This is a genomic window from Bradyrhizobium sp. USDA 4369, from assembly GCF_054056435.1.
Genome location: NZ_JBSRYH010000001.1, coordinates 6,998,686 through 7,020,418, shown reverse-complemented (window position 1 = coordinate 7,020,418; position 21,733 = coordinate 6,998,686). Strand labels below are relative to the sequence as shown.

Genomic DNA, 21,733 nt, shown 5'->3' with positions numbered 1-21,733 from the left:
GTTTCGGAATCGATGGATCTCGTCCCATGCTGAACTGGTTTCGTGCCGTCCTCCCGCGGGAGGAGCGGTTTTTCGATTTGTTCGCCCGCCACAACAAGGTGGTGATCCAGGGCGCGCATGCGCTGCAGGATATGCTCAAGGGCGGCGACGACATTCTGGTCCATTGCCAGCGGGTCAGCCAGTTCGAGAACGAGGCCGACAACATCACCCGCGAAGTGCTGACCGCCGTCCGCCGTACCTTCATCACGCCGTTCGACCGCGGCGACATCAAGAACCTGATCACCTCGATGGACGATGCCATCGACCAGATGCAGCAGACGTCCAAGGCCGTGGTGCTGTTCGAGGTCAAGGAGTTCGAGCCGACGATGCGTGAGATGGGCACCTTGCTGGTCGACTGCGCCAACCTGATCGGGCGCGCGCTGCCGCTGTTGCAGGCGATCGGCCAGAACGTGCCGATGATCACCGCCATCACCGAGGAGATGACCAAGCTTGAAGGCCGCGTCGATGACCTTCACGACATCGGGTTGAAGGAGCTGTTCCTCAAGCACCGCAACGCCAACACCATGGACTTCATCGTCGGCGCGGAGATCTACGATCATCTGGAGAAGGTCGCCGACCGCTTCGACGACGTCGCCAACGAGATCAATTCGATCATGATCGAACAGGTCTAGGGTAGGGTCGCGCCGTGGACGCTCATCTCGGCCTTCCGATCCTGGTCGGCCTCATCGCCGTCGCACTCGCCTTCGACTTCCTGAACGGCCTGCACGACGCCGCCAACTCGATCGCGACCATCGTCTCGACCCGCGTGCTCCGGCCACAATATGCGGTGTTCTGGGCCGCGTTCTTCAATTTCGTGGCCTTCGGCGTCTTCGGCCTGCACGTCGCCCAGACCATCGGCACCGGCATCATCGATCCCGCCATCGTCGACGCGCAGGTGATCTTTGCCGCGCTGGTCGGGGCTATCGTCTGGAACCTCGTGACCTGGGCCGCCGGCATCCCATCGTCGAGCTCGCATGCGCTGATCGGCGGGTTGGTCGGGGCAGGGGTAGCCAAGGCCGGCATCTCGGCCACGGTCTGGAGCGGGCTGTCGAAGACAGTGCTGGCGATCGTGCTGTCGCCGCTGGTCGGACTGATCCTGGCGATGATCCTGGTCGCGATCGTGTCCTGGGCCTCGGTGCGCTCGACGCCGTTTGCCGTGGACCGCGCCTTTCGCATCCTGCAATTCGCCTCCGCCTCGCTGTACTCGCTCGGCCATGGCGGCAATGACGCGCAGAAGACGATGGGCATCATCGCCGTGCTGCTGTACTCGCAGGGCCATCTCGGCGAGCATTTCACGGTGCCGTTCTGGGTCGTGCTGTCGTGCCAGGCGGCGATGGCGCTGGGCACTTTGATGGGCGGCTGGCGCATCGTCCGCACCATGGGCCTGCGCATCACCAAGCTGAACCCGATGCAGGGCTTCTGCGCCGAGACCGGCGGCGCCATCACGTTGTTCCTGGCGACCTTTCTCGGCGTCCCGGTCTCGACCACCCACACCATCACCGGCGCCATCGTCGGCGTCGGTGCCGCCCGCCGTGCCTCGGCAGTGCGCTGGAACGTGGCCGGATCGATCGTCTACGCCTGGATCTTCACGATTCCGGCCTCCGCCATCGTCTCGGCCGCAGCGTTCTGGCTGGTGTCGGTGCTCCGGCACTGACCCGGATTGGAAGCGCGGGGAGCACTTCGAGCGGCACGGGAGGTCCACCTCTCCCCGGCTGGGAGAGGTCGGATTGCATCGCCGGATGCAATCCGGGTGAGGGGATCAGGTCGCTATCGAGGCGCCCCCACCCGGCACGGCTTAACTCCCCGGTTGGAGTTGCGGTGCAAAACGCCTATATGGAGGGCGCGCGGCGGCCGTGAGCCCGCGCCCTTTCCCGTACATCGCCGCTCTCCGGCCTCAAAACGACGTCCGCCGCCCTCATGTCCGATACCGCCGTCACGACCGAACAGCCCGCCCGCACCGCCTTGTCCGACGAGGTGGCGCGCCGGCGTACCTTCGCCATCATCTCGCATCCGGACGCCGGCAAGACCACGCTGACGGAGAAGCTGCTGCTGTTCGGCGGCGCCATCAATCTCGCCGGCCAGGTCAAGGCCAAGGGCGAGCGCCGCAACACCCGCTCCGACTGGATGAAGATCGAGCGCGAGCGCGGCATCTCCGTCGTCACCTCGGTCATGACGTTCGAGTTCGAGGGCCTGGTCTTCAACCTGCTGGACACTCCGGGCCACGAGGACTTCAGCGAGGACACGTATCGCACGCTGACCGCGGTCGACTCCGCCGTCATGGTGATTGACGCCGCCAAAGGCATCGAGGCGCGCACGCGAAAACTGTTCGAGGTCTGCCGCCTGCGCGACATCCCGATCATCACCTTCATCAACAAGATGGACCGCGAGAGCCGCGACACCTTCGATCTCCTCGACGAGATCGAGAAGACGCTGGCGCTCGATACCACGCCGATGACCTGGCCGGTCGGGCGCGGCCGCGACTTCATCGGCACCTATGACGTCCGCGACGGCGGCGTGCGCCTGCTCGAAGGCGGCGGCGCCAAGACCGGCGCGGCGCAGCAGATCGACATCGCCGAACTCGGCAAGATCAACGCCAATCTCGACATGACCCAGATCACTGACGAGCTCGAGCTCGTCAAGGAAGCCTGCAAGCCGTTTGAGCTGGACGCGTTCCGCGAAGGTCACCTGACGCCGGTCTATTTCGGCAGCGCGCTGCGCAATTTCGGCGTCGGCGATCTCCTCGAAGGCCTCGGGCGCTATGCGCCGTCGCCGCGCGCGCAGGACTCCAACCTGCGCAAGGTCGATGCCGCCGAGCCGCGCATGAGCGCCTTCGTCTTCAAGATCCAGGCGAACATGGACCCGAACCACCGCGACCGCATCGCCTTCGCACGGCTGTGCTCGGGCAAGCTCAACCGCGGCATGAAGGCGAAGCTGGTGCGCACCGGCAAGACCATGCCGCTGTCGAGCCCGCAATTCTTCTTCGCCCAGGACCGCTCGGTGGCGGATGAAGCCTTCGCCGGCGACGTCGTCGGCATTCCCAATCACGGGAGCTTGCGCATCGGCGACACCCTGACCGAGGGCGAGGATCTCACCTTCGTCGGCGTGCCGAGCTTCGCGCCGGAAATCGTCCGCCGCGTCCGCCTCACCGACGCGATGAAGGCCAAGAAGCTGAAGGAAGCGCTGCAGCAGATGTCGGAAGAGGGCGTCGTGCAGGTGTTCCGGCCGCGCGACGGCGCGCCTGCGCTCGTCGGCGTCGTCGGCCCGCTGCAGCTCGACGTGCTCAAGGCGCGGCTCGATGCCGAATATTCGCTGCCCGTCGAGTTCGAGATCTCCGAGTTCTCGCTGGCGCGCTGGATCTCCTGCGATGACAAGAAGAAGCTCGAGGCGTTCATCGCCGTCAACAATTCCGGCGTCGCCGATGATGTCGATGGCGACCCGGTGTTCCTGGCCAAGAACGAGTTCTACCTCGGCTACACCAAGGAGCGCGCCGAAGGCATCGTGTTCTCCAACGTCAAGGACGTGAAGAAGAAAGCGTGAGCCGCGGTCTGCAGTGTCTGGACGGATCGCTACCGATTTCGCCCGAAGACTTTGAGCACCCGCAAAAGCTGCTCATGTCCTTGAGGGCCGACCTTATCCATCAGCCGACGCTCGTGCTCCTGCACCAGATTGTCGGCCTGCTCGAGCAGCGCGAGGCCCGCTCCGGTGAGATGCAGGGCGTGCGTCCGCCGGTCTGACGTCGGCAAGCGTTCGAGCCATCCACGCGACTGCAACTCGTCGAGCGGCGGAATGATCGCCGAACGGCCGATGCCGAGTACTTCCGACACCGCCATTTGCGACAACCCCGGATTATCCCGGATCACGACCAATATGGAATATTGGGATGGGCGAATGTCGAGGGGCGCGAGTGTCGCGTTGAAATCCTCGAACACCCAGAGCTGTGCCTGCCGGATCAGGTAGCCGGCAAGGCCTGTAAGCCCGTCGACGCGGATCCGAGAACGTGCGTCGCCGGGTCCCGGCGTCATAAGTCGTCTGATGGGTCTGGCGGGCGGGTCGCCGGTTTTGGATGCGCGTCTCAAAGGACCTCGAGGCCGATCTGCCAACTATATTTTCAGTTGTAATCTTGAGGGTCGCACATTGCCCGACTGCCGGTTCAATTCAACCCTTTTGCTCAAATTGTTCTTGACCTGAACAAGTCAGTTAATGAACATATATTTCAAACGAGCGACCGATTGACGCGCCGACATCGGCAGGACGATGCCTCTCGCAACTGCGAGGCTTCTCACCCTCCCGCCCAGGCGCGCCCGCAAACGCGATCAACGCGACGGCGCGCGTTTTTTGGGGAGAGGTAAATGCTCAATCTTGTTGGACGGACGCGGTCGAGAACGGCCGCGGGCAAAGCGATCAAGCACCAGCAGAAAATCGGGGGGATGCGCATTTCGGCCCGTTGTCGCCGTAGCGTTGCTGTTTCCATTGCGGCGGCGGGAGTCGTTTGTGGTGCGGCCGGTGCCTCGGCACAGACTTATACGCCGATCGCGCTCACTCCGAGCCCGGACGTTTATGCATATATTCAGCAGAATCCATTCGTTCAGGGGTGGCTTGGCCCCATAGTGGCAGGGCAGTTTACACGCCTGACCGTGTTCGGTGACAGCTACGCCGACTGGGGAAATGAGATGCGGGCCGGGTCGTCTGTTCCTGCGAGCGGCCGCTTCAGCGCAGGGCTGGCGATGGCCGATGTTGTGCAATACCACTACGGTCTGCCCACCTCGGCGGTCGCCAACTACGCCACTGGGGGCGCCATGAGTGGCGGCACTAATGTTGGAAATCTGTTCGGGTCCACCGGCCCGGTGCTGCCGGGAACCGGCACTGAGATCGGAGTATTCCTTGCGGCGGGAGGGCGTTTCGGCCCACGAGACCTCGTCGACATCACCACCGCAGGCGGCAATGACAGCGTACCGATCCTGTTCAATCCGACAATCACCCAAGATCAGATGAACACCGCTGCCCGGCAGACGACAGCCAACATCCTGTCGGACGTTCAGCAGGTGGTCCAGGCCGGCGCACGCAATATTGCGATCTTGTCGGTTGGGGATCTGTCCTATTTGCCTGCCGGCGCCGGCAACGCGAACGTCCACTATTTCCAATCGACGTTGACGCAGATGGAGCAGGCCAGCCTGGCGCCGCTGGCGCGCTCGGGCGTCCGTATCTTCTTCTTCGATCTTGCGACGTTGACGCAGAGAGTCGTCGCAAATCCGTCTTTTTACGGTTTCACCAACGTCACCACAGCCTGTACGGATGTGCCGTCCTGCGTCGGCGGCTCGGTGGCGGCACAGAACCAGTTTCTGTCCTATGACGGCTTGCATTTCACGACCGCCGGTTTCGCATTGATCGGTCGCTACCAGACCAACCAGATCGATGCGCCGTTGACGGTGGCGCCGCAGGGTGACGTTGCGACCTCGATCGCGACCGGTTTCGCCGGCTCGATATTCGGGCATCTCGATGCGTATCGCAACGTCCGTGGTGCGGCTGATGCGATGAACGCGATGGCGGCCGACATGCCGACCAAGGCGGCCCTGGCGGCTCCGGCCGCGGTGCAGAGCCCCTGGTCGGTTTACGGTGACGTCGCCTATTCCGGGGGAAGCCGCGACTCCCAGCAGTTCTTGTCCAGCTACAACTACAATTCGGTCGGGGGATGGATCGGGCTCGACTATCGTCTCTCGCCTGATCTGATGGTCGGCGGGCTGTTCAGCTACGCCCAGCCGAACGTCAATCTCGCTCTGCAGAACGCCCATGAGAAGATCGACGCCTACCAGATCGGCGGCTACGCGGCCTATAACCGCGCCAATTGGTTTGCGGATGCGCTGTTCGCCTACGGCCGCCACGCGATCTCCACGGATCGGCAGGGCGTCATCGATGTCATCCGCGGCTCGACGCATGCGGACACGTTCACGGTCGCCGCGCGCGGTGGTTATCTCTGGGATCTCGGCGCGGTGCGCATGGGGCCGATCGGCGGCCTGTCCTACAGCAATGTGCAGATCGCGGGCTATACTGAAACCGGCGATATGCTGCTCACCAACATGGTCAACCGTCAGCGTCTGGAGAGCCTGACCGGAAGCGCCGGCGTGCAGTTTCGCGCACCGTTCGCCACGGCCGGGGTCTTCTATAATCCATACCTGAACTTGACCGTTGAGCATGATTTCATGGGCTCCGCACGCAGCTTGATCACGACCCAGGTGACGACACCCTTGTTGCCGGTGTTGACCCCGATCGACGGACATAAGGCGACCTATGGGAAGGTGGCGGCCGGCTTGGCCGCGGCGATCACCGATAAGGTCAGCGTCAATCTCGGCGTGGTCAGCACGTTCGCCAGATCCGACCGCAACGACTATGGTGTGAATGGCGGCCTCAAAGTCGCGTTCTAACCTTCGCGCCTGGACGTGTCGGACGAACCGGCCGACCGTCTCAGAGCTCGATGATGCCGCGCCGCGCCGCATGCGCCACGGCATCTGTCCGGCCGGTGGCGTCGAGCTTGTCGAGCAGCGAGCCGACGTGGAACTTGGCGGTGTGCACGGAGATGCCGAGGCTGCGCGCGATCTCCTTGTTGGAGCAGCCCTCGGCCATCAGCGCCAGCACATCGCGCTCGCGCGCGGTGAGTTGAAACCCCTCGATCGCGCGGCTATCGGTCTTGTCATTGTCGAGGCTGCCATCGTCGAGGCTGCGATCGTCGCTTCTGCGCGGCGTGGCGATCGCCACGTCCGCGGTCTCGTCCGGCGCGACCAGTCTCAGGCCGGCGACGCCGCTGAGCAGCGCCGCCAGCCGGTCTGCCAGCGCGGCGTCATCGACGGCGATCGCGATCGTGATCGGCGCGCGCGTCTCTTCGCTCACGCCGGCCTCTCGCCGATGGTCAGGGCGAACTGCACCGGCTCGCCGGCACGTAGCGCCGCGACCTCGACGACGGCGCCCACGCTGTCCGGACCGAGCTCGCGCATCAGCGCGCGCATGCCCCTGAACGGTTCCTTGTTGAGGGCGGTGATGATGTCGCCTTGGCGCAGGCCGGCGGCGGCGGCCGGACCAGTCTTGTCGACGCTCATCACCATTGCGCCTTGTCCGTCATCGAGCCTGACCGGCTGCAGCCCGGCGCCGAGATAGCCGCGGGCGATGCGGCCATGGCTTTCGAGCCTGCCGGCCACCCGCTCGATCGTCGCCGTTGGAATGACGAGCGTGCGCCGCGGACCGCGCACGGCCATGCCGATCGCGCGTCCCGCCGCGTCGAGCACGAGGCCGCCTTCGGAGCTCTGACGCAGCCTTGTGTCGAGCTCGATCCGCGCCGCGATGTCGCCGCCGCGCAGGCTGCGCCAGGGGCCGGCGGATTTCGACACCATCGCAAGCGCCGCCACCGGTGTGCCCTGATCGGCGGCCGTGATGAGCGCCAGCGCGCCGAGCGGCGGCACATCGGCCATCAGCGGCATGGGCGCGACATCCTTGCCGTCGAAGCGGAGCAGGGCGATGTCGGTGGTGTGATCGCGCCCGGCAATGCTGGCGGCGCGCGTCGTGCCGTCGGCGAAGGCGATGAGGATGTCGCCGTCGTCGGCCAGCGCCTCATCGGCCGTGATGATCAGGCCCGGTTTCCAGACGAAGCCCGTCGCGCGCGAGCGGTGCGAGTGGACCGAGACCAGCGAGGGCGCGGCGGCGGCGACGGTGGCGGTCAGCGCCGTCGAGAGCGAGGAGAGGGGGGACAGATCGGACATCGGGAGCTCCATCGGTTGATCCCAATGTGGAGCGTCGATGGCGCTTTCGGAACTCCCCGGATGGGCAGGATGGGGTCGCAGTGGCCCGGATGAGCGCAGCGACATCCGGGTTCTAACAAGCGGCTCGTGAGACCCCGTATGTCGCTGCGCTCATCCGGGCTACATGCTGGCTCAGAGCGTCGTCCGCGCCTTCGGCAGCGGGAAGGCGAGATCGCCGTGCTTCGACGTCTTCAGCCTGAGCCCGACCAGCGCCTCGGCAAAGCGCACCGCGGCGGCGACGCCGTCGATCACGGGAATGCCGAGCTCGCTGGAGAGATCATGCGCGAGATCGGCCATGCCGGCGCAGCCGAGCACGATGGCGCCGATGCCGTCCTCGCGCAGCGCGGCCTGGCATTCGCCAAGCAGCGTGCCGCGCACATTGGCCTCGGGCTTGTCGAGATCGAGCACCGCGACATCGACCGCACGCACCTTCCTGCAATGCTGCTCCATGCCGTAGTTGCGCACCAGATGCTCGGCGATGACCTTGGTGCGCGACAAGGTCGTGACGATGCTGAAATGCGTGGCGACGAAGCTCGCCGCGTGCATCGCCGCCTCCGCGATTCCGAGCACCGGCACGGCCGACAATTCGCGCGCGGCGAGCAGGCCGGGGTCACCGAAGCAGGCGATCACATGGGCGTGGCAGCCGTCCGCATCGCCGGCCTCGACCTCCTTGAGCATGCCGACCGCGGCAATCGCCTCGTCATAATGGCCTTCGATCGAGGCCGCACCGAACCGCGCGGTGCGCCCGACGATACGCGTGTGCGGGCTGGCGCTGGCCTGGGCCGCTTTGGCAATCAGCTCGGTCATCGTGACCGTCATGTTCGGGTTGATGACGTTGATCACGGTTTCGCTGTCGCGGCTCATCGGTGCATCCATCTGAGGTCGTTCGCCGTGTTGTAGCCGAGTTCCCGTGGCAGGGTCGAGAGGGCTTTGGCGCAGCGGGAACCCGCAAACGTGACCCGCATTGGGCTTGCGTTCACCGCGTTCAACGACCAGCTCCGCTTACATCGCTCCTTGAAGTGTCACCATGCTTCGCGTCGTCCTGCTCATCCTGCTGATGCTGGCCGCTCCGGTCACCGCCGACGCGCGCCGGCGCCAGATCAATCCGGTGCCGTTCGCGCACACGCCCTGCAGCGTGTTCGACGAGCAGCCGTGCACGCCGTCCTTCTGCAGCATCTACGGGCCATGGCCCTGCATTCCCGAGATGAACTATCCCTACGGCCAGAACCTGCAGCTGACCATCGAGAGCCGGCCCGCCAAGGACCAGGCCGCCAAATATCAGAAGCCCGATCACGATCTCGACACGATCGGTGATCTGTTCGCCGCGCTCCGATCCTGCTGGACGCCGCCGCCGGAGGACAGTGCCCGTGCGGGCATGCAGATGACGGTGCGGTTCAGCTTCAAGCGGACCGGCGAGATGGTGGCGCCGCCGCGCGTCACTTTCGCGACATCGGGCGCTGCGGCCGACACCCGCGCGACCTATCTGAAGGCGATCAATGCCTCGCTCGACGCCTGCCTGCCGCTGAAGTTCACCTCGGGGCTCGGCGGCGCGCTGGCTGGCCGGCCGATTGCGATCCGCTACGTCGACAACCGCGACCTTAACAAGACATCCGAGCAGCAATAGTGCCGTTCGTCGCCGCGGTCGGTGCCACATTGCGAGGCGGCCCCCGGAAATGATACCCAGGTCCCCACGGGTTGCGTGCACAAAGGGGGACGTCTTGGGACTTCTGGTGATGGTGGTGGGGCTGGTGCTGTTTCTCGGCGCCCATGTGTTCACGACGCGGCGCGAGGCGCGGGCGCAGGTCATCGCCCGGCTGGGCGAGGGCACCTACAAGCTGGCCTACACGGTCGTTGCGCTCGCTGGTCTTGCGCTGATCGTCTGGGGCTTTGCCGAGTACCGCAATGACGGCGGTTGGATCCAGTTGTGGACGCCGCCGAAGGCGCTCAAGCACATCAATCTCGCTTTGATGCTGCCAGCCGTGATCATGATCGTCGCCGCCTATATCCGGGGGCGGATCTATACGGCGCTGAAACATCCGATGCTGGCCGGTGTGAAGCTCTGGGCGTTCGGGCATCTGCTCGCCAATGGCGATCTCGGCGGCATCATCCTGTTCGGCTCCATCCTGGCCTGGGCCGTCTTCGACCGCATCTCGCTGAAGCGCCGTGCCGATGCCGGCGGGCCGCCGATCCCGGTCGGCGGCGTCGGCAACGACGTCATCGCGGTCGTTGTCGGCATCGTCGTCTATCTGGCGCTGGCCTTCGCATTCCATCCGGTCGTGCTCGGCATTCCGGTGATGGGAGGCTGACGATGTCCGTCCAAGCGCCGACCCGTCGCCAGACCGCGCCGGGCCTCCGTGCCCGCAAAGGGGGGGAGCCGATCGTCATGCTCACCTCCTATCACGCCCACACGGCCGCGATGATCGACCGGCATTGTGACGCGATCCTCGTCGGCGACTCTCTCGGCAATGTCATGCATGGGTTCGAGACGACCGTGCCGGTGACGCTGGACATGATGATCCTGCATGGGCGCGCCGTGATGCGCGGCTCGCACCAGGCGCTGGTCGTCGTGGACATGCCGTTCGGCTGCTATGAGGCCAGCAAGGAGGAGGCGTTTCACGCTGCGGCGCGACTGCTGAAAGAGACCGGGTGCGGTGCGGTCAAGCTCGAGGGCGGCGTGCGCATGGCCGAGACCGTGCGGTTTCTCTGCGAGCGCGGAATTCCGGTGATGGGCCATATCGGTCTGACGCCGCAATCGATCAACACGCTCGGCAGTTTCCGCGCCCAGGGTCGTCAGGCCGAAAGCTGGGCCCCGATCGAGAACGACGCGCGTGCGATCGCGGAGGCGGGAGCCTTTGCTGTGGTGATCGAGGCGGTGGCCGAGCCTCTGGCGCGCAAGATCACGCAGGAGGTCGCCATTCCGACGATCGGGATTGGCGCAAGCGCGGCCTGCGACGGCCAGGTGCTGGTGCTCGAAGACATGCTCGGACTGTCACCGAAGGTCCCGAAATTTGTCCGTCGCTACGGCAATCTCGGACAGGCGATCGAGGAGGCCGTGACGGCCTTGGCGGCGGACGTGCGCTCGCGCGGCTTTCCGGCGGCCGAGCACGTCTATGGCATGGAGCGCGAGCCCTAGCGCGGGATGGCAGCGATGTGGGGGCTGACTCCGCGACGCAGTGAGACCGCAGGCGCGTTCGCTCCTCGTGCGCGGCATTCCCGGTATCGGCAATTGGCGCTGGTCGATGCGGGGATTCTGCCACACATTCCGGCGTCGCTCCGTGAGCGGCACCGATCCGAACGGATCGGCAAGCAAGAAGAACAATTCAAGCAAGAAGAACAATGAAGGGAGGCGATGCGATGCAGTGGTCGCAGCATGCCGAGATCAAGCCGATGCGGAGTGAGCAGCGCTTCGGCGACCGTGTGGTGCCGCTGTTCACGGACCGTCCGCCGGCCATCTGGGCCATGGTCGAAGCGGCGGTCGCGCGCAACGGCGATGGCGAGGCGCTGGTCTGCGGCGCCGTGCGGCTGTCATGGCGGCAGGTGGCCGACGCTGCGGCGCGGATCGCGTCGGGTTTGCACGCCAAGGGCCTGCGCCGCGGCGACCGGCTGGCGCTGCTGCTCGGCAACCGCATCGAATTCGTGCTCACGCTGCTGGCCGCGGCCAAGCTCGGCCTCGTGACGGTGCTGCTGTCGACGCGGCAGCAGACGCCGGAGATTACCTATGTGCTGAACGATTGCGGCGCCCGGCTGCTGCTGCACGAGGCTGCGCTCGCAGGCCGGCTGCCGGCCGGCGACGTGACGCCCGAGCTCGTCGGGCGAGTCGCGGTCGATGACGACCCGGCGCGCTCCGGCTTCGCCGCGCTGACCGATCATCCGGTCCATAGCGAGCGGGTCGAGATCGCCGAAGAGGACACTGCGATGATCCTCTACACGTCCGGCACCACGGGGCGGCCCAAGGGCGCGATGCTCGCCCATTGCAACATCGTGCATTCCTCGATGATCTACGAGGCCTGCCTGGGGCTCACGGCCGCCGACCGTTCGATCGCAGCCGTTCCGCTCGGCCATGTCACCGGCGTTGTCGCCAACATCACCAGCATGGTGCGTTGCGCCGGCACCTTGATCATCATGCCGGAGTTCAAAGCCGGCGAATATCTCAAGCTCGCGGCGCGCGAGCGGGTGACCTACACGGTGATGGTCCCCGCGATGTATAATCTGTGCCTGCTGCAGCCCGACTTCGACAGCCATGATCTGTCGTCCTGGCGCATCGGCGGCTTCGGCGGCGCGCCGATGCCGGTCGCCACCATCGAGCGGCTCGCCGCCAAGATCCCCGGGCTCCGGCTGGTCAACGCCTACGGCTCCACCGAGACCACCTCGCCTTCGACCTTGATGCCGCCGGTTCTCACGGCCCGCCACCTCGACAGCGTCGGGCTGCCTTGCCCCGGCGCCAGCATCCTGGTCATGGACGCAGACGGGCGGGAGTTGCCGCGGGGCGAGATCGGCGAGATCTGGATCGGCGGCGGCCAGGTCATCAAGGGCTATTGGAACCGGCCCGACGCCACCGCGGAAAGCTTCACCGCCGGCTACTGGCATTCCGGCGACCTCGGCTCGATCGATGCCGACAATTTCGTCCGGGTGTTCGACCGGCAGAAGGACATGATCAACCGCGGGGGGCTCAAGATCTATTCGGCGGAGGTCGAATCGGTGCTGGCGAGCCACCCGGCGGTGGTCGAAAGCGCCATCATCGCCCGGCCATGTCCGGTGCTCGGTGAACGGGTCCATGCCGTGGTGGTCACCCGCGAGCCCACCAGCAGCGAGACCCTGCGCAGCTGGTGCGCCGAGCGGCTGTCGGACTATAAGGTGCCGGAGACCCTCATCGTGACCCCGGACCCTTTGCCGCGCAACGCGAACGGCAAGGTGATGAAACGGCAGTTGCGCGAGGCCTTGACGGCGTGATAGCCGCGTTCCGACGGCGTGGCAGAACCGGGGAGTAAAGCCTTGATTCGGCTGGACTCGCCTTGTCACCGCCATACCGATGCGGTATCGGCAGCCGCGTGCGAGCGATGTGGAGCTCGTGCGGCACTTCAATACCATCCGCCGCGCGATCGCAGCGGACCTCATGGGAAATGGCTAAGTGTCTGAATTTTATGATGAAGTAGACGAAGAGGTCCGCCGGGAGCAGCTCAAGAGGCTGTGGGACCGCTATTCGATCTTTATCATTGCGATCGCGGTGCTGATCATCGCCGGCGTCGGCGGCTGGCGTGGCTACCAGTATGTCGAGGGCAAGAAGGCCGCCGAGGCGGGATCGGCCTTCAACAAGGCCATCGAGCTGTCCGAGCAGAACAAGCACGAGGAGGCCGAGAAGGCCTTTGCCGAGGTCGCAGCGACCGCGCCCGCGGGCTACCGCATGCTGGCGCGCTTCCACCAGGCTGCCGAGGCGGCGGGGCGCGACAAGGCGGCGGCGGTGAAGCTTTATGACGAGCTGGCGGCCGATCGCAGCATCGGCGCCGAACAGCAGTCGATGGCGCGCCTGCGCGCGGCCGGCCTGCTGGTCGATACGGCTCCGTATCCGGACCTGAAGCAGCGGCTCGAAGGCGAGGCTGCGTCCGGCGCGCCCTTCCGCCACGCTGCACGCGAGCTGCTGGCCCTGTCGGCCTGGAAGGCCAACGACGCCGCCGCGGCTCGCCAATGGCTCGACATGATCGCACTGGATGGTGAGACCCCGCCGGGCCTGCGCTCGCGCGCCGAAGCGCTGCAGGCGCTGCTGCCCGCCGTGGCCAAGAGCTGACAAGAGCTGACACGCGCTGATCTGAAGAGCTGACGGCGAAACTGACATTGATCGGAATCACGACCATGCGCCGCCCCCAACGTCTCATTGCCTTGACTGTCCTCGTCGCGCTCTCGGGCGTGCTCGGAGGCTGCGCGAGCGGGGGCAGTTTCGATCCCTCCGACCTGCTCGACTTCCTGGATACGAAGAAGAAGCTGCCGGGAGATCGCAAGCCGGTGTTCCCGGAGGGCGTGCCAGGTCTTGAGCAGGGCGTGCCGAAAGACCTCTACAAGGGCGCCCAGCAGCAGCAGATGACCGATCCGGGCGCACAGGCGGCGGCTCCGGCGGCCCCGCCGGAAGAGCCCAAGGGTAAGAAGGGCGCCAAGGGTCGGCAGCAGGCTGCGGTGCCCAGCGCTGCGCCCGCGTCCGAGCCGCAGGACGGCGAAGCCGCGGCGGTTGAGGAGGGGGCCGGTGCCGTTCCTCCGGCGCCGAAGCCCAAGAAGATCGCGCGCCGCCGCACCACCGCGCCACCGCCCGACGATACCGCCCCCGCGCAGCAGCCGGCGCGCCAGTCCGGCAGCGCCTTCCCGGCGCCGGTGCCGAGCGGCTCGTTCAACCGTTAAGCCCGTCTCCCGATCGCCCCATCGCCCGTTTCGGTTTTGCGGCCGAATGCGCTAAAGCTGCGCGCTCACGCGCACGGATCATCATGTCCTTCACCATCGCCATCATCGGCCGGCCCAATGTCGGCAAATCGACCCTGTTCAACCGTCTGGTTGGACAGAAGCTGGCGCTCGTCGACGACATGCCCGGCGTCACCCGCGACCGTCGCGAAGGTGAGGCCAAGCTCGGCGATCTCCAGTTCACGATCATCGATACCGCTGGCCTCGACGAGGGGCCGAAGGGATCGCTGACGGCGCGGATGCAGGAGCAGACGGAGACCGCGATCGCACTGGCCGACGCGCTGTTCTTCGTCATCGATGCCCGTGCGGGCCTGACCCCGGCCGACCGCGCCTTTGCCGATTTCGTCCGCCGCGCCGACAAGCCGGTGCTGCTGCTCGCCAACAAGAGCGAGGGCAAGCATGGCGAGCTCGGCGCCATGGAGTCCTATGCGCTCGGCCTCGGCGACCCCATCCAGATCTCGGCCGAGCATGGCGAGGGCATGGGCGAGCTCTACGATGCCCTCAGGGGGCTCGTGCCGGAGACCGAGGACGAGGCGGACGAGCATGAGGAGACCGACGAGGAGCGGGCCGCCCGCCCGATCCGCGTCGCCATCGTCGGCCGTCCCAATGCCGGCAAATCGACGCTGATCAACCACCTGCTCGGCGAGGAGCGGCTGCTGACCAGCCCCGAGGCCGGGACGACCCGCGATTCGATCGCGGTGGAGATCAAATATAAGGGCCGCGGCTTTCGCATCTTCGATACCGCAGGTCTGCGCCGGCGCTCGCGCATCGAGGAGAAGCTCGAGAAGCTGTCGGTGGCCGACGCGCTGCGCGCGGTGCGCTTCGCCGAGGTGGTCGTGCTGATGATGGACGCGCAGAACCGCTTCGAGGAGCAGGACCTGCGCATCGCCGATCTGATCGAGCGCGAGGGCCGGGCGCTGGTCATCGCCGTCAACAAATGGGACCTGATGGACAGCAAGCCCGGCCAGATCTCCGCGCTCCGTCATGATGTCGATCATTGGCTGCCGCAGGTGTCGGGCGTGCCGATCGTCGCGGTGTCGGGCCTGATGGGCGAGGGCATCGACCGGCTGATGCAGGCCATCGTCGAGTCCTATGCAGTCTGGAACCGGCGCGTGCCCACGGCAGCGCTGAATCGCTGGTTCGAGGAGGCGATCGCCAACAATCCGCCGCCGGCGGTGTCGGGCCGCCGTCTGAAGCTGAACTACATCACCCAGACCAAGGCGCGACCGCCGAGCTTCGTGCTGTTCTGCTCGCGCGCCGATGCGATCCCGCAATCCTATCTGCGATATCTCATCAATTCGATGCGCGCGACCTTCGAGCTGCCGGGCACCCCGGTGCGCATCACCCTGCGCGAGAAGGCCAACCCGTTCGCGCACAAGCGCAAGCGGCCGTCCTAGACCGACGGCCGCGTACGCCTCTGCGCCTTGCTCGCCGCGTCTGCCGGGCTGCGTGACCGCGCGCACATCCCTCTCCATCGTCACCGCGCTAATCCGCGCCGGTCTCGCCATGAGGCGAGACATGGTCTGGAAGTCGGTGGGGCCCTGCCTTTCGTCGCATCCGTCCAAGTTCACAGGTCAGAGCCATCCTATGAGGGGGATCGGCGTGGCGGTGGGCGTTCGGCGCGCGACATTGCAGGTTGGAGAGATGCGATGGCGGATGCCGATGACGTGCTCGATCTGGTGGGAGAGATCTACGATGCGGCGCTGGACCCGTTGCGCTGGCCGGAGGTGGTCGGCCGCGCCGGACAATTCGTCGGCGGGCAGGTGGCCTCGATCTTCTCCAAGAGTCCGATCGCGGGCGGCGGCGATGTGCTGTGTCAGTCCGGCATCGATCCGCATTACTGCCAGCTGTATTTCGATAAATATGTGAAGCTCGATCCGGCCACGACCGGGCAGTACTTCGCTGATATAGGTCAGCCGATCGCGGTCTCCGACCTGATGCCGCAGGACGAGCTGCGGCAGACCCGCTTCTATCGGGAATGGGCGGCGCCCCAGGGCATGGTCGATTTCATCTCGGCCGTGATCGACAAATCTGCGACCACGGCAGCGCTGTTCGGCGTATTCCGCTACGAGTCCGATGGGCTGGCTGACAACGTCGCACGCATGCGCATGCAGCAGATCGCGCCGCATATCCGCCGCGCCGTCATGATCGGCCGGCTGATCGATCTGAAATCGGCACAGGCGTCGGCGTTTGCCGAGGCGATGGAACGGATGACCTGTGGCATCGGCCTCGTCGACAGGCTCGGGCGGCTGGTGCACGCCAACGCAGCCGGGCAGCAATTGCTCGATGCCGGCGATCCGCTGTTCGTCCGTGACGGTCGCCTCGCTGCGCGCGATGGCCGGACGGATCACATGCTACAGGATCTCATCGTTCGCAGCGGCGGCGGCGATGCCGCGCTCGGCACCGGCGGCACCGCCATGCTAATGACCTCGCAGAACGGCCTGCACCATGTTGCGCACGTGCTGCCGCTGACATCGCGCGAACGCCAGGCCGTGGGGCGCGCCTATGCGGCGAGCGCTGCGATCTTCATGCGCCGTACAATGATCGAGCCGCCGCAATCTCCCGAGCTGATCGCAACAGCCTATCGGCTCACGCCGACCGAATTGCGGGTGTTGCTCGGCATTGTCGAGATCGGCGGTGTTCCCGAAGTCGCGTGCCTGCTCGGCGTCGCCGAGACTACCATCAAGACTCATCTGCGCCGCGTCTTCCTCAAGACCGGGGCCGTGCGGCAGGCCGATCTGGTCAGACTGGTCGCCGGCTTCGTGTCGCCGCTTGCCTCCTGAGCCCGCCGGATTGCCGGCCTCGACCACGCGTGTATAAGTCGGCGCTCGTCCCGCGCGGTTGCGGGCGATCACCCGATGGCAGGCCATGGTCGACACCGAGCTGGCGAGTTCCGACGGCGTACCGTCGCCGCAGGCACCGCGCCGCGGCGCCGTCGCTTTCATCTTCGTCACCATCCTGCTCGATATGCTCGCGCTCGGGCTGATCATGCCGATCCTTCCCAAGCTGATCGAGAGCTTTGTCGCCAATGACACCGCGCAGGCCGCGCGGATCTTCGGCCTGTTCGGCACGGCGTGGGCGCTGATGCAGTTCGTGTTCTCGCCGGTGCTCGGCAGCCTGTCCGACCGATTTGGCCGACGGCCTGTTATCCTGCTCTCGAACTTCGGCCTTGCCGCGGACTATGTGCTGATGGCGCTGGCGCCGTCGCTGGTGTGGCTGTTCATTGGCCGGCTGATCTCCGGCATCACCTCGGCCAGCATTTCCACGGCCTTTGCTTACATCGCCGACCTCACGCCGCCAGAGCGGCGCGCCGCGATCTTCGGCCGCGTTGGGGCCGCGTTCGGCGCCGGATTCGTGCTCGGCCCGGCGACCGGCGGATTGCTGGGCGATATCGATCCGCGGCTGCCGTTCTGGGCGGCCGCCGGGCTAAGCTTCGCCAATGCGGTCTATGGATTGTTGGTGCTGCCGGAATCGCTGGGGCACGAGCGGCGCAGTCCGTTCCGCTGGCGGACCGCGAACCCGCTCGGCGCCCTGCAATTGCTGCGCTCCGACCGCATGCTGGCCGGGCTGGCCACGGTCAACTTCATCACCCAGCTTGCCCATGTCGTGCTGCCGTCGACCTTCGTGCTCTACGCCACCTACCGCTATGGCTGGGATACGCGCACGGTCGGCCTGACGCTGGCGATCGTCGGCGTGTGCGCCATGGTGGTGCAGGGCGGGGCGGTCGGCTGGATCGTGCGTTCGCTCGGCGAGCGCGGCGCCTTGCTGCTCGGCCTGTGCAGCGGCACGCTGGGCTTTCTGATCTTTGGCCTCGCGCCGACCGGGATGCTGAGCTGGCTCGGCATTCCCGCGATGGCGCTCTGGGGCGTCTCCGGCGCGGCGATCCAGGCGCTGATGACAAGGCTGGTGCCGGCGGACCGGCAGGGCCAGCTGCAGGGCGCGACGTCGAGCGTGCAGAGCATGGCCCAGCTCGCCGGGCCGTTCCTGTTCACGCTGACCTTCGCCTATTTCATCGGAGCCGCCGCGCCAGTACATCTGCCCGGCGCACCGTTCCTGCTGGCATCGATGCTGCTGGTCGTCGCGCTCGTGATCGCGCTGCGGACGATCCGTGCCGCGACAGCCGCAGCCTCATCCTGAGACGTTGCGCGAGACCCGAGACGGCGCTGGCGCCGCCTCGGAGTCCTGATCGGGTTGCTTATTACTTCTTGACCAGCGGGCACTCGCTGGCTTCCAGCGGCTTCGCGGCGTCCTCCGGCGCGATGGTCGCGATCAGCTTGTAATAGTCCCACGGATATTTGGACTCTTCGGGCTTCTTGACCTCGAACAGATAGGCCGGGATCAGGCGGCGGCCGTCGGCGCGCAGCGGTCCCTTGCCGAATAGCGGATCGTCGGTCGGGATCTCCTTCATCTTGGCCACGACCTTGGCACCGTCATGCGGATTGCCGCCGAGCGCGTCCAGCGTCTTCAGGTAATGCAGCGTGCCGGCATAGACACCGGCCACCGTCATCGACGGCATCGTGCCCTTGGGCGACAGCTTCTGGAAGCGCTTGGACCATTCGCGGGTCTTGTCGTTCAGATCCCAGTAGAACGACTCGGTGAAGGTCAGGCCCTGCGCCACCTTGAGTCCGAGCGCATGCACGTCGTTGACGAACAACAGCAGCGCGGCGAGCTTCTGGCCGCCCTGGACGATGCCGAATTCCGATGCCTGCTTGATCGCGTTGGTGGTGTCGCCGCCGGCATTGGCGAGGCCGATGACCTTGGCCTTCGACGATTGCGCCTGCAGCAGGAACGAGGAGAAATCGGCGGTGTTGAGCGGATGCTTGACCGAGCCGAGCACCTTGCCGCCATTGGCGGTGACCACAGCCGAAGTGTCGCGCTCCAGCGCATGGCCGAACGCGTAGTCCGCGGTCAGGAAGAACCAGCTGTCGCCACCGGCCTTGGTCAGCGCCTTGCCGGTGCCGTTCGCCAGCATGTAGGTGTCATAGGTGTAGGAGATGGTGTTGGCGTTGCAGGCCTTGCCGGTGAGGTCCGCGCTCGCACCGCCGGAATTGATCAGGATCGAGTTCTTTTCCTTGACCAGATTGGAGACCGCGAGCGCGACGCCGGAGTTCGGCGTATCCATGATCACGTCGACCTTCTGGGTGTCGATCCATTGCCGGCCGATATTGACGCCGATGTCGGGTTTGTTCTGGTGATCGCCGCTGATGACCTCGATGGTCCAGCCTTTTGCCTTCATGCCGGAATCTTCGACCGCCATGTTGATCGCGGCCACCGAGTTGGGACCGCCGATATCGGCATAGAGGCTCGACATGTCGTTGAGCACGCCAATCTTGACGACCTTGTCGTCGGCGAAGGCGGAGCCGGCAAAGCTGAGCGTGGTGGCGGCAAGCAACGCGGCCATCCGCCGCGCATGAGACGTGGTCATTCAGTCCTCCCTGGTGTCGTGTCGCGGCGGGGGCTTCTTGGGCGCCCTTTGCCGTCTGTTTTCTGGATAGCCGGTCCTGTGAGTTGCGGCAATGCGCCAAAAGGGGGGAGGCCGGCCCAAAGGTTGTGCGACCCGCTTAGCGTTAACGCAGCGCGTCCGAGGTCAGCCTGAACTTCTGAATGCGCTTACCGGTGTCGACCTCGGCGGTATAGACGTTGCCGGACTTGTCGACGGCCATCGCATGCACCCAGTGAAACTGGCCAGCATTGCGGCCATTATGGCCGAAGCTGCCGACCACGCTGCCGTCGTCGCGCCTGATGATCCGGATCTCGTTGTTCTCGCCGTCCGCCGAGAGCAGATAGGTCTGCTTCGGATCGGGCCAGATCGCGATGTCCCACACCGCGCCATTGCCGAGCGTGCTCTTCTCGAAGAACCACTCGGTGACGAAGGTGCCATCCTTCTTGAATACCTGGATGCGGTCGTTGATGCGGTCGCAGACATAGACGAGGCCGTCATCGGCGATCTTCACGCAGTGCACGGGATTGCCGAATTGCTGAGCGACGGGCGCCTTGGGATCATAAGGCGGCTGCCTGGCGTCGTCGGGAACATGGCCATAGGCGCCCCAGTGGCGCTTATAGGCCAGCGTCGTCGCATCGAACACGATGACGCGCCGGTTGCCATAGCCGTCGGCGACATAGATTTCGTTCGCATCCTTGTCGATCGCCGTCTCCGCCGGCTTGCCGAGCTGGGTGGTGTCGTTCGATCCCTTGCTCGGCGCGATCGCCCCGATCTGCGCGACGAACTTTCCGTCGAGCGTGAATTTCAGGATCGCATTGTCGTTGTCGGCATTGCCGCCGATCCACACGAAGCCGCGCTCATCGACCTCGATGCCATGCTCGCGGCCGACCCATTCATAGCCCGGGCCCGGGCCGCCCCAGGCGTGCAACAGATTGCCGTCGATGTCGAATTCCAGCACCGGCGGTGCCGGGATGCAGCATTTCGAGCGCGGCGGATTGAGCGCTGCGCCCTTCTCGTCGTCGGTCAGCGAGCGCGGCCGGTGAATCACCCAGATGTGCCCGTTGGCATCGACCGCGATGCCGCCGACTTGGCCCAGGATCCAGTTGTTCGGCAACTGCTTCGGCCAGGACGGCTCGACGGCGAAGGTCGGGATGTCAGCCGCGCTCACCATGTGCGGGACGAGCAGCGAGGCGGCCGCGATCGCCAATGCCAGGACTGCGCGGGCAACCCGCGTCGCGTGTTCGCGTGGTGCTCACGCCATAACATATCGCGTCATGGCATCCTCCCGATCTGTGCTGCGGTCAGCCGCTTGTTTGAAGGCAGTCAATCGCGCGCAGGACGGGGTGTCAATTACAGGCGGCGCTGATCCTCACGCGCGATGAGCGGCTTCCCCTGCGACCGGTTCGCGAGCAGGCGGCCCAAGGAAGCGTCGCAGCATGATCCGGAGGTGATCGCTGCTTGCTTTGATATCCACGGTGGGATTGCGGATCGGCAGGGCACGGGCGCCGTCGACGATGGCGAACAGGATGTTCGCGGTCGCTTCGGGATCCAGGTCGGCATCGACCTCGCCGCGATGCTGCGCCTGAACAAGAAAATCGACCAGGAGCGCGCGCATCGCGCGGGCATGGGCGCGGACGATGGTCGCGAACTCCGGATTGCGGCAGGCTTCCACCAGGGCTTCGGCGCTGAGCACCTGGGCCTGGGGCTGGTGAAGGCTGGTGTTTTCGAGCTCCTGCACCAGGGCTTCGATCACGTCGGGCGAGGCCAGGACCGCTTGGAGACGCGACGCGGCGTGGGTGAGGTTCAGCTCGACCAGAGCCTGGATGATCGCCTCCTTGCTCGGGAAGTAATGATACAGGTGCCCCGGGCTGATCCTGGCCGCGGCGCAGATGTCGGTTGTGCTGGCACCATGGAAGCCATCCCTGACAAAGCACGACAACGCGGCCTGGAGAATCTCCCCGCGCTTCTGTTCATGCTTGACCGGATCGACCTTTCTCATACCGCCAATTCTCACCGGGCCCAATCT

The 21,733-nt window shown here is 65.8% G+C and carries 20 protein-coding genes; 13 read left to right on the top strand and 7 right to left on the bottom strand.

All coding sequences use genetic code 11. From position 1 onward, the window contains the following. The first annotated feature begins 26 nt into the window (after window positions 1-26). The 3 genes from ACVIJ6_RS31855 (at window position 27) to ACVIJ6_RS31845 (ending at window position 3,576) form a co-directional block, all read left to right on the top strand. Window positions 27-671, top strand: coding sequence for a DUF47 domain-containing protein (locus tag ACVIJ6_RS31855; RefSeq protein ID WP_012043846.1), 645 nt, complete (start codon window positions 27-29; stop codon window positions 669-671). A gap of 14 nt (window positions 672-685) precedes the next feature. Then, window positions 686-1,693 (top strand): anion permease, encoded by a 1,008-nt coding sequence (locus tag ACVIJ6_RS31850; RefSeq protein ID WP_456775951.1) that lies wholly within the window; start codon window positions 686-688, stop codon window positions 1,691-1,693. A 263-nt stretch (window positions 1,694-1,956) separates the two neighbouring features. Then, a complete protein-coding gene (locus ACVIJ6_RS31845) occupies window positions 1,957-3,576 on the top strand; it encodes a peptide chain release factor 3 (protein ID WP_456775950.1) in 1,620 nt (539 codons plus the stop codon). A 29-nt stretch (window positions 3,577-3,605) separates the two neighbouring features. Here the strand turns inward: ACVIJ6_RS31845 and ACVIJ6_RS31840 are convergent, their stop codons facing one another. Beyond that, window positions 3,606-4,061 (bottom strand): MarR family winged helix-turn-helix transcriptional regulator, encoded by a 456-nt coding sequence (locus ACVIJ6_RS31840; protein WP_456775949.1) that lies wholly within the window; start codon window positions 4,059-4,061, stop codon window positions 3,606-3,608. 702 nt (window positions 4,062-4,763) lie between these two features. On the opposite strand from ACVIJ6_RS31840, the gene ACVIJ6_RS31835 reads away from it, so the two are divergent. Further along, complete coding sequence (locus ACVIJ6_RS31835) at window positions 4,764-6,458, top strand: autotransporter domain-containing protein (protein WP_456775948.1); 1,695 nt, start codon at window positions 4,764-4,766, stop codon at window positions 6,456-6,458. Between the two features lie 40 nt (window positions 6,459-6,498). Here the strand turns inward: ACVIJ6_RS31835 and ACVIJ6_RS31830 are convergent, their stop codons facing one another. The 3 genes from ACVIJ6_RS31830 to ACVIJ6_RS31820 form a co-directional block, all read right to left on the bottom strand. After that, window positions 6,499-6,921, bottom strand: a complete 423-nt coding sequence (locus tag ACVIJ6_RS31830; protein WP_456775947.1) for a response regulator transcription factor — start codon at window positions 6,919-6,921, stop codon at window positions 6,499-6,501. After that, complete coding sequence (locus ACVIJ6_RS31825) at window positions 6,918-7,784, bottom strand: S1C family serine protease (RefSeq protein WP_456775946.1); 867 nt, start codon at window positions 7,782-7,784, stop codon at window positions 6,918-6,920. The genes ACVIJ6_RS31830 and ACVIJ6_RS31825 overlap by 4 nt, the downstream gene beginning before the upstream one ends. A 171-nt stretch (window positions 7,785-7,955) precedes the next feature. Beyond that, window positions 7,956-8,687, bottom strand: coding sequence for an aspartate/glutamate racemase family protein (locus tag ACVIJ6_RS31820; protein ID WP_456775945.1), 732 nt, complete (start codon window positions 8,685-8,687; stop codon window positions 7,956-7,958). Between the two features lie 163 nt (window positions 8,688-8,850). Between ACVIJ6_RS31820 and ACVIJ6_RS31815 the strand changes: the two genes are divergently transcribed. From ACVIJ6_RS31815 to ACVIJ6_RS31775, 9 genes are all read left to right on the top strand, one after another. After that, the gene (locus ACVIJ6_RS31815; RefSeq protein ID WP_456775944.1) at window positions 8,851-9,447 is read left to right on the top strand and encodes a hypothetical protein; all 597 of its coding nucleotides are present in this window, start codon (window positions 8,851-8,853) and stop codon (window positions 9,445-9,447) included. A gap of 94 nt (window positions 9,448-9,541) precedes the next feature. Then, window positions 9,542-10,129, top strand: coding sequence for an NnrU family protein (locus ACVIJ6_RS31810; RefSeq protein WP_456775943.1), 588 nt, complete (start codon window positions 9,542-9,544; stop codon window positions 10,127-10,129). A 2-nt stretch (window positions 10,130-10,131) separates the two neighbouring features. Then, window positions 10,132-10,956 (top strand): 3-methyl-2-oxobutanoate hydroxymethyltransferase, encoded by an 825-nt coding sequence (gene panB, locus ACVIJ6_RS31805; RefSeq protein WP_456775942.1) that lies wholly within the window; start codon window positions 10,132-10,134, stop codon window positions 10,954-10,956. A 221-nt stretch (window positions 10,957-11,177) separates the two neighbouring features. Further along, window positions 11,178-12,773, top strand: a complete 1,596-nt coding sequence (locus tag ACVIJ6_RS31800) for a class I adenylate-forming enzyme family protein (protein ID WP_456775941.1) — start codon at window positions 11,178-11,180, stop codon at window positions 12,771-12,773. 178 nt (window positions 12,774-12,951) lie between these two features. Next, window positions 12,952-13,605 carry a tetratricopeptide repeat protein gene (locus ACVIJ6_RS31795; RefSeq protein ID WP_456775940.1) on the top strand — a complete coding sequence of 218 codons (654 nt, stop codon included), beginning with the start codon at window positions 12,952-12,954 and terminating at the stop codon, window positions 13,603-13,605. Window positions 13,606-13,670: 65 nt separating this feature from the next. Then, the gene (locus ACVIJ6_RS31790) at window positions 13,671-14,207 is read left to right on the top strand and encodes a hypothetical protein (protein ID WP_456775939.1); all 537 of its coding nucleotides are present in this window, start codon (window positions 13,671-13,673) and stop codon (window positions 14,205-14,207) included. 83 nt (window positions 14,208-14,290) lie between these two features. Continuing rightward, complete coding sequence (gene der / locus ACVIJ6_RS31785; protein ID WP_456775938.1) at window positions 14,291-15,661, top strand: ribosome biogenesis GTPase Der; 1,371 nt, start codon at window positions 14,291-14,293, stop codon at window positions 15,659-15,661. Window positions 15,662-15,913: 252 nt separating this feature from the next. Then, a complete protein-coding gene (locus ACVIJ6_RS31780) occupies window positions 15,914-17,047 on the top strand; it encodes a helix-turn-helix transcriptional regulator (protein ID WP_456775937.1) in 1,134 nt (377 codons plus the stop codon). Window positions 17,048-17,132: 85 nt separating this feature from the next. Further along, window positions 17,133-18,401, top strand: a complete 1,269-nt coding sequence (locus tag ACVIJ6_RS31775) for a TCR/Tet family MFS transporter (protein WP_456775936.1) — start codon at window positions 17,133-17,135, stop codon at window positions 18,399-18,401. Window positions 18,402-18,462: 61 nt separating this feature from the next. On the opposite strand, the gene ACVIJ6_RS31770 is transcribed toward ACVIJ6_RS31775, so the two are convergent. The 3 genes from ACVIJ6_RS31770 to ACVIJ6_RS31760 form a co-directional block, all read right to left on the bottom strand. Next, window positions 18,463-19,689, bottom strand: coding sequence for an ABC transporter substrate-binding protein (locus ACVIJ6_RS31770; RefSeq protein WP_012043863.1), 1,227 nt, complete (start codon window positions 19,687-19,689; stop codon window positions 18,463-18,465). A gap of 142 nt (window positions 19,690-19,831) precedes the next feature. After that, window positions 19,832-20,878 carry a hypothetical protein gene (locus ACVIJ6_RS31765; RefSeq protein ID WP_456777124.1) on the bottom strand — a complete coding sequence of 349 codons (1,047 nt, stop codon included), beginning with the start codon at window positions 20,876-20,878 and terminating at the stop codon, window positions 19,832-19,834. A 198-nt stretch (window positions 20,879-21,076) separates the two neighbouring features. Then, window positions 21,077-21,706 carry a TetR/AcrR family transcriptional regulator gene (locus ACVIJ6_RS31760; RefSeq protein ID WP_456777123.1) on the bottom strand — a complete coding sequence of 210 codons (630 nt, stop codon included), beginning with the start codon at window positions 21,704-21,706 and terminating at the stop codon, window positions 21,077-21,079. Window positions 21,707-21,733 lie beyond the last annotated feature (27 nt).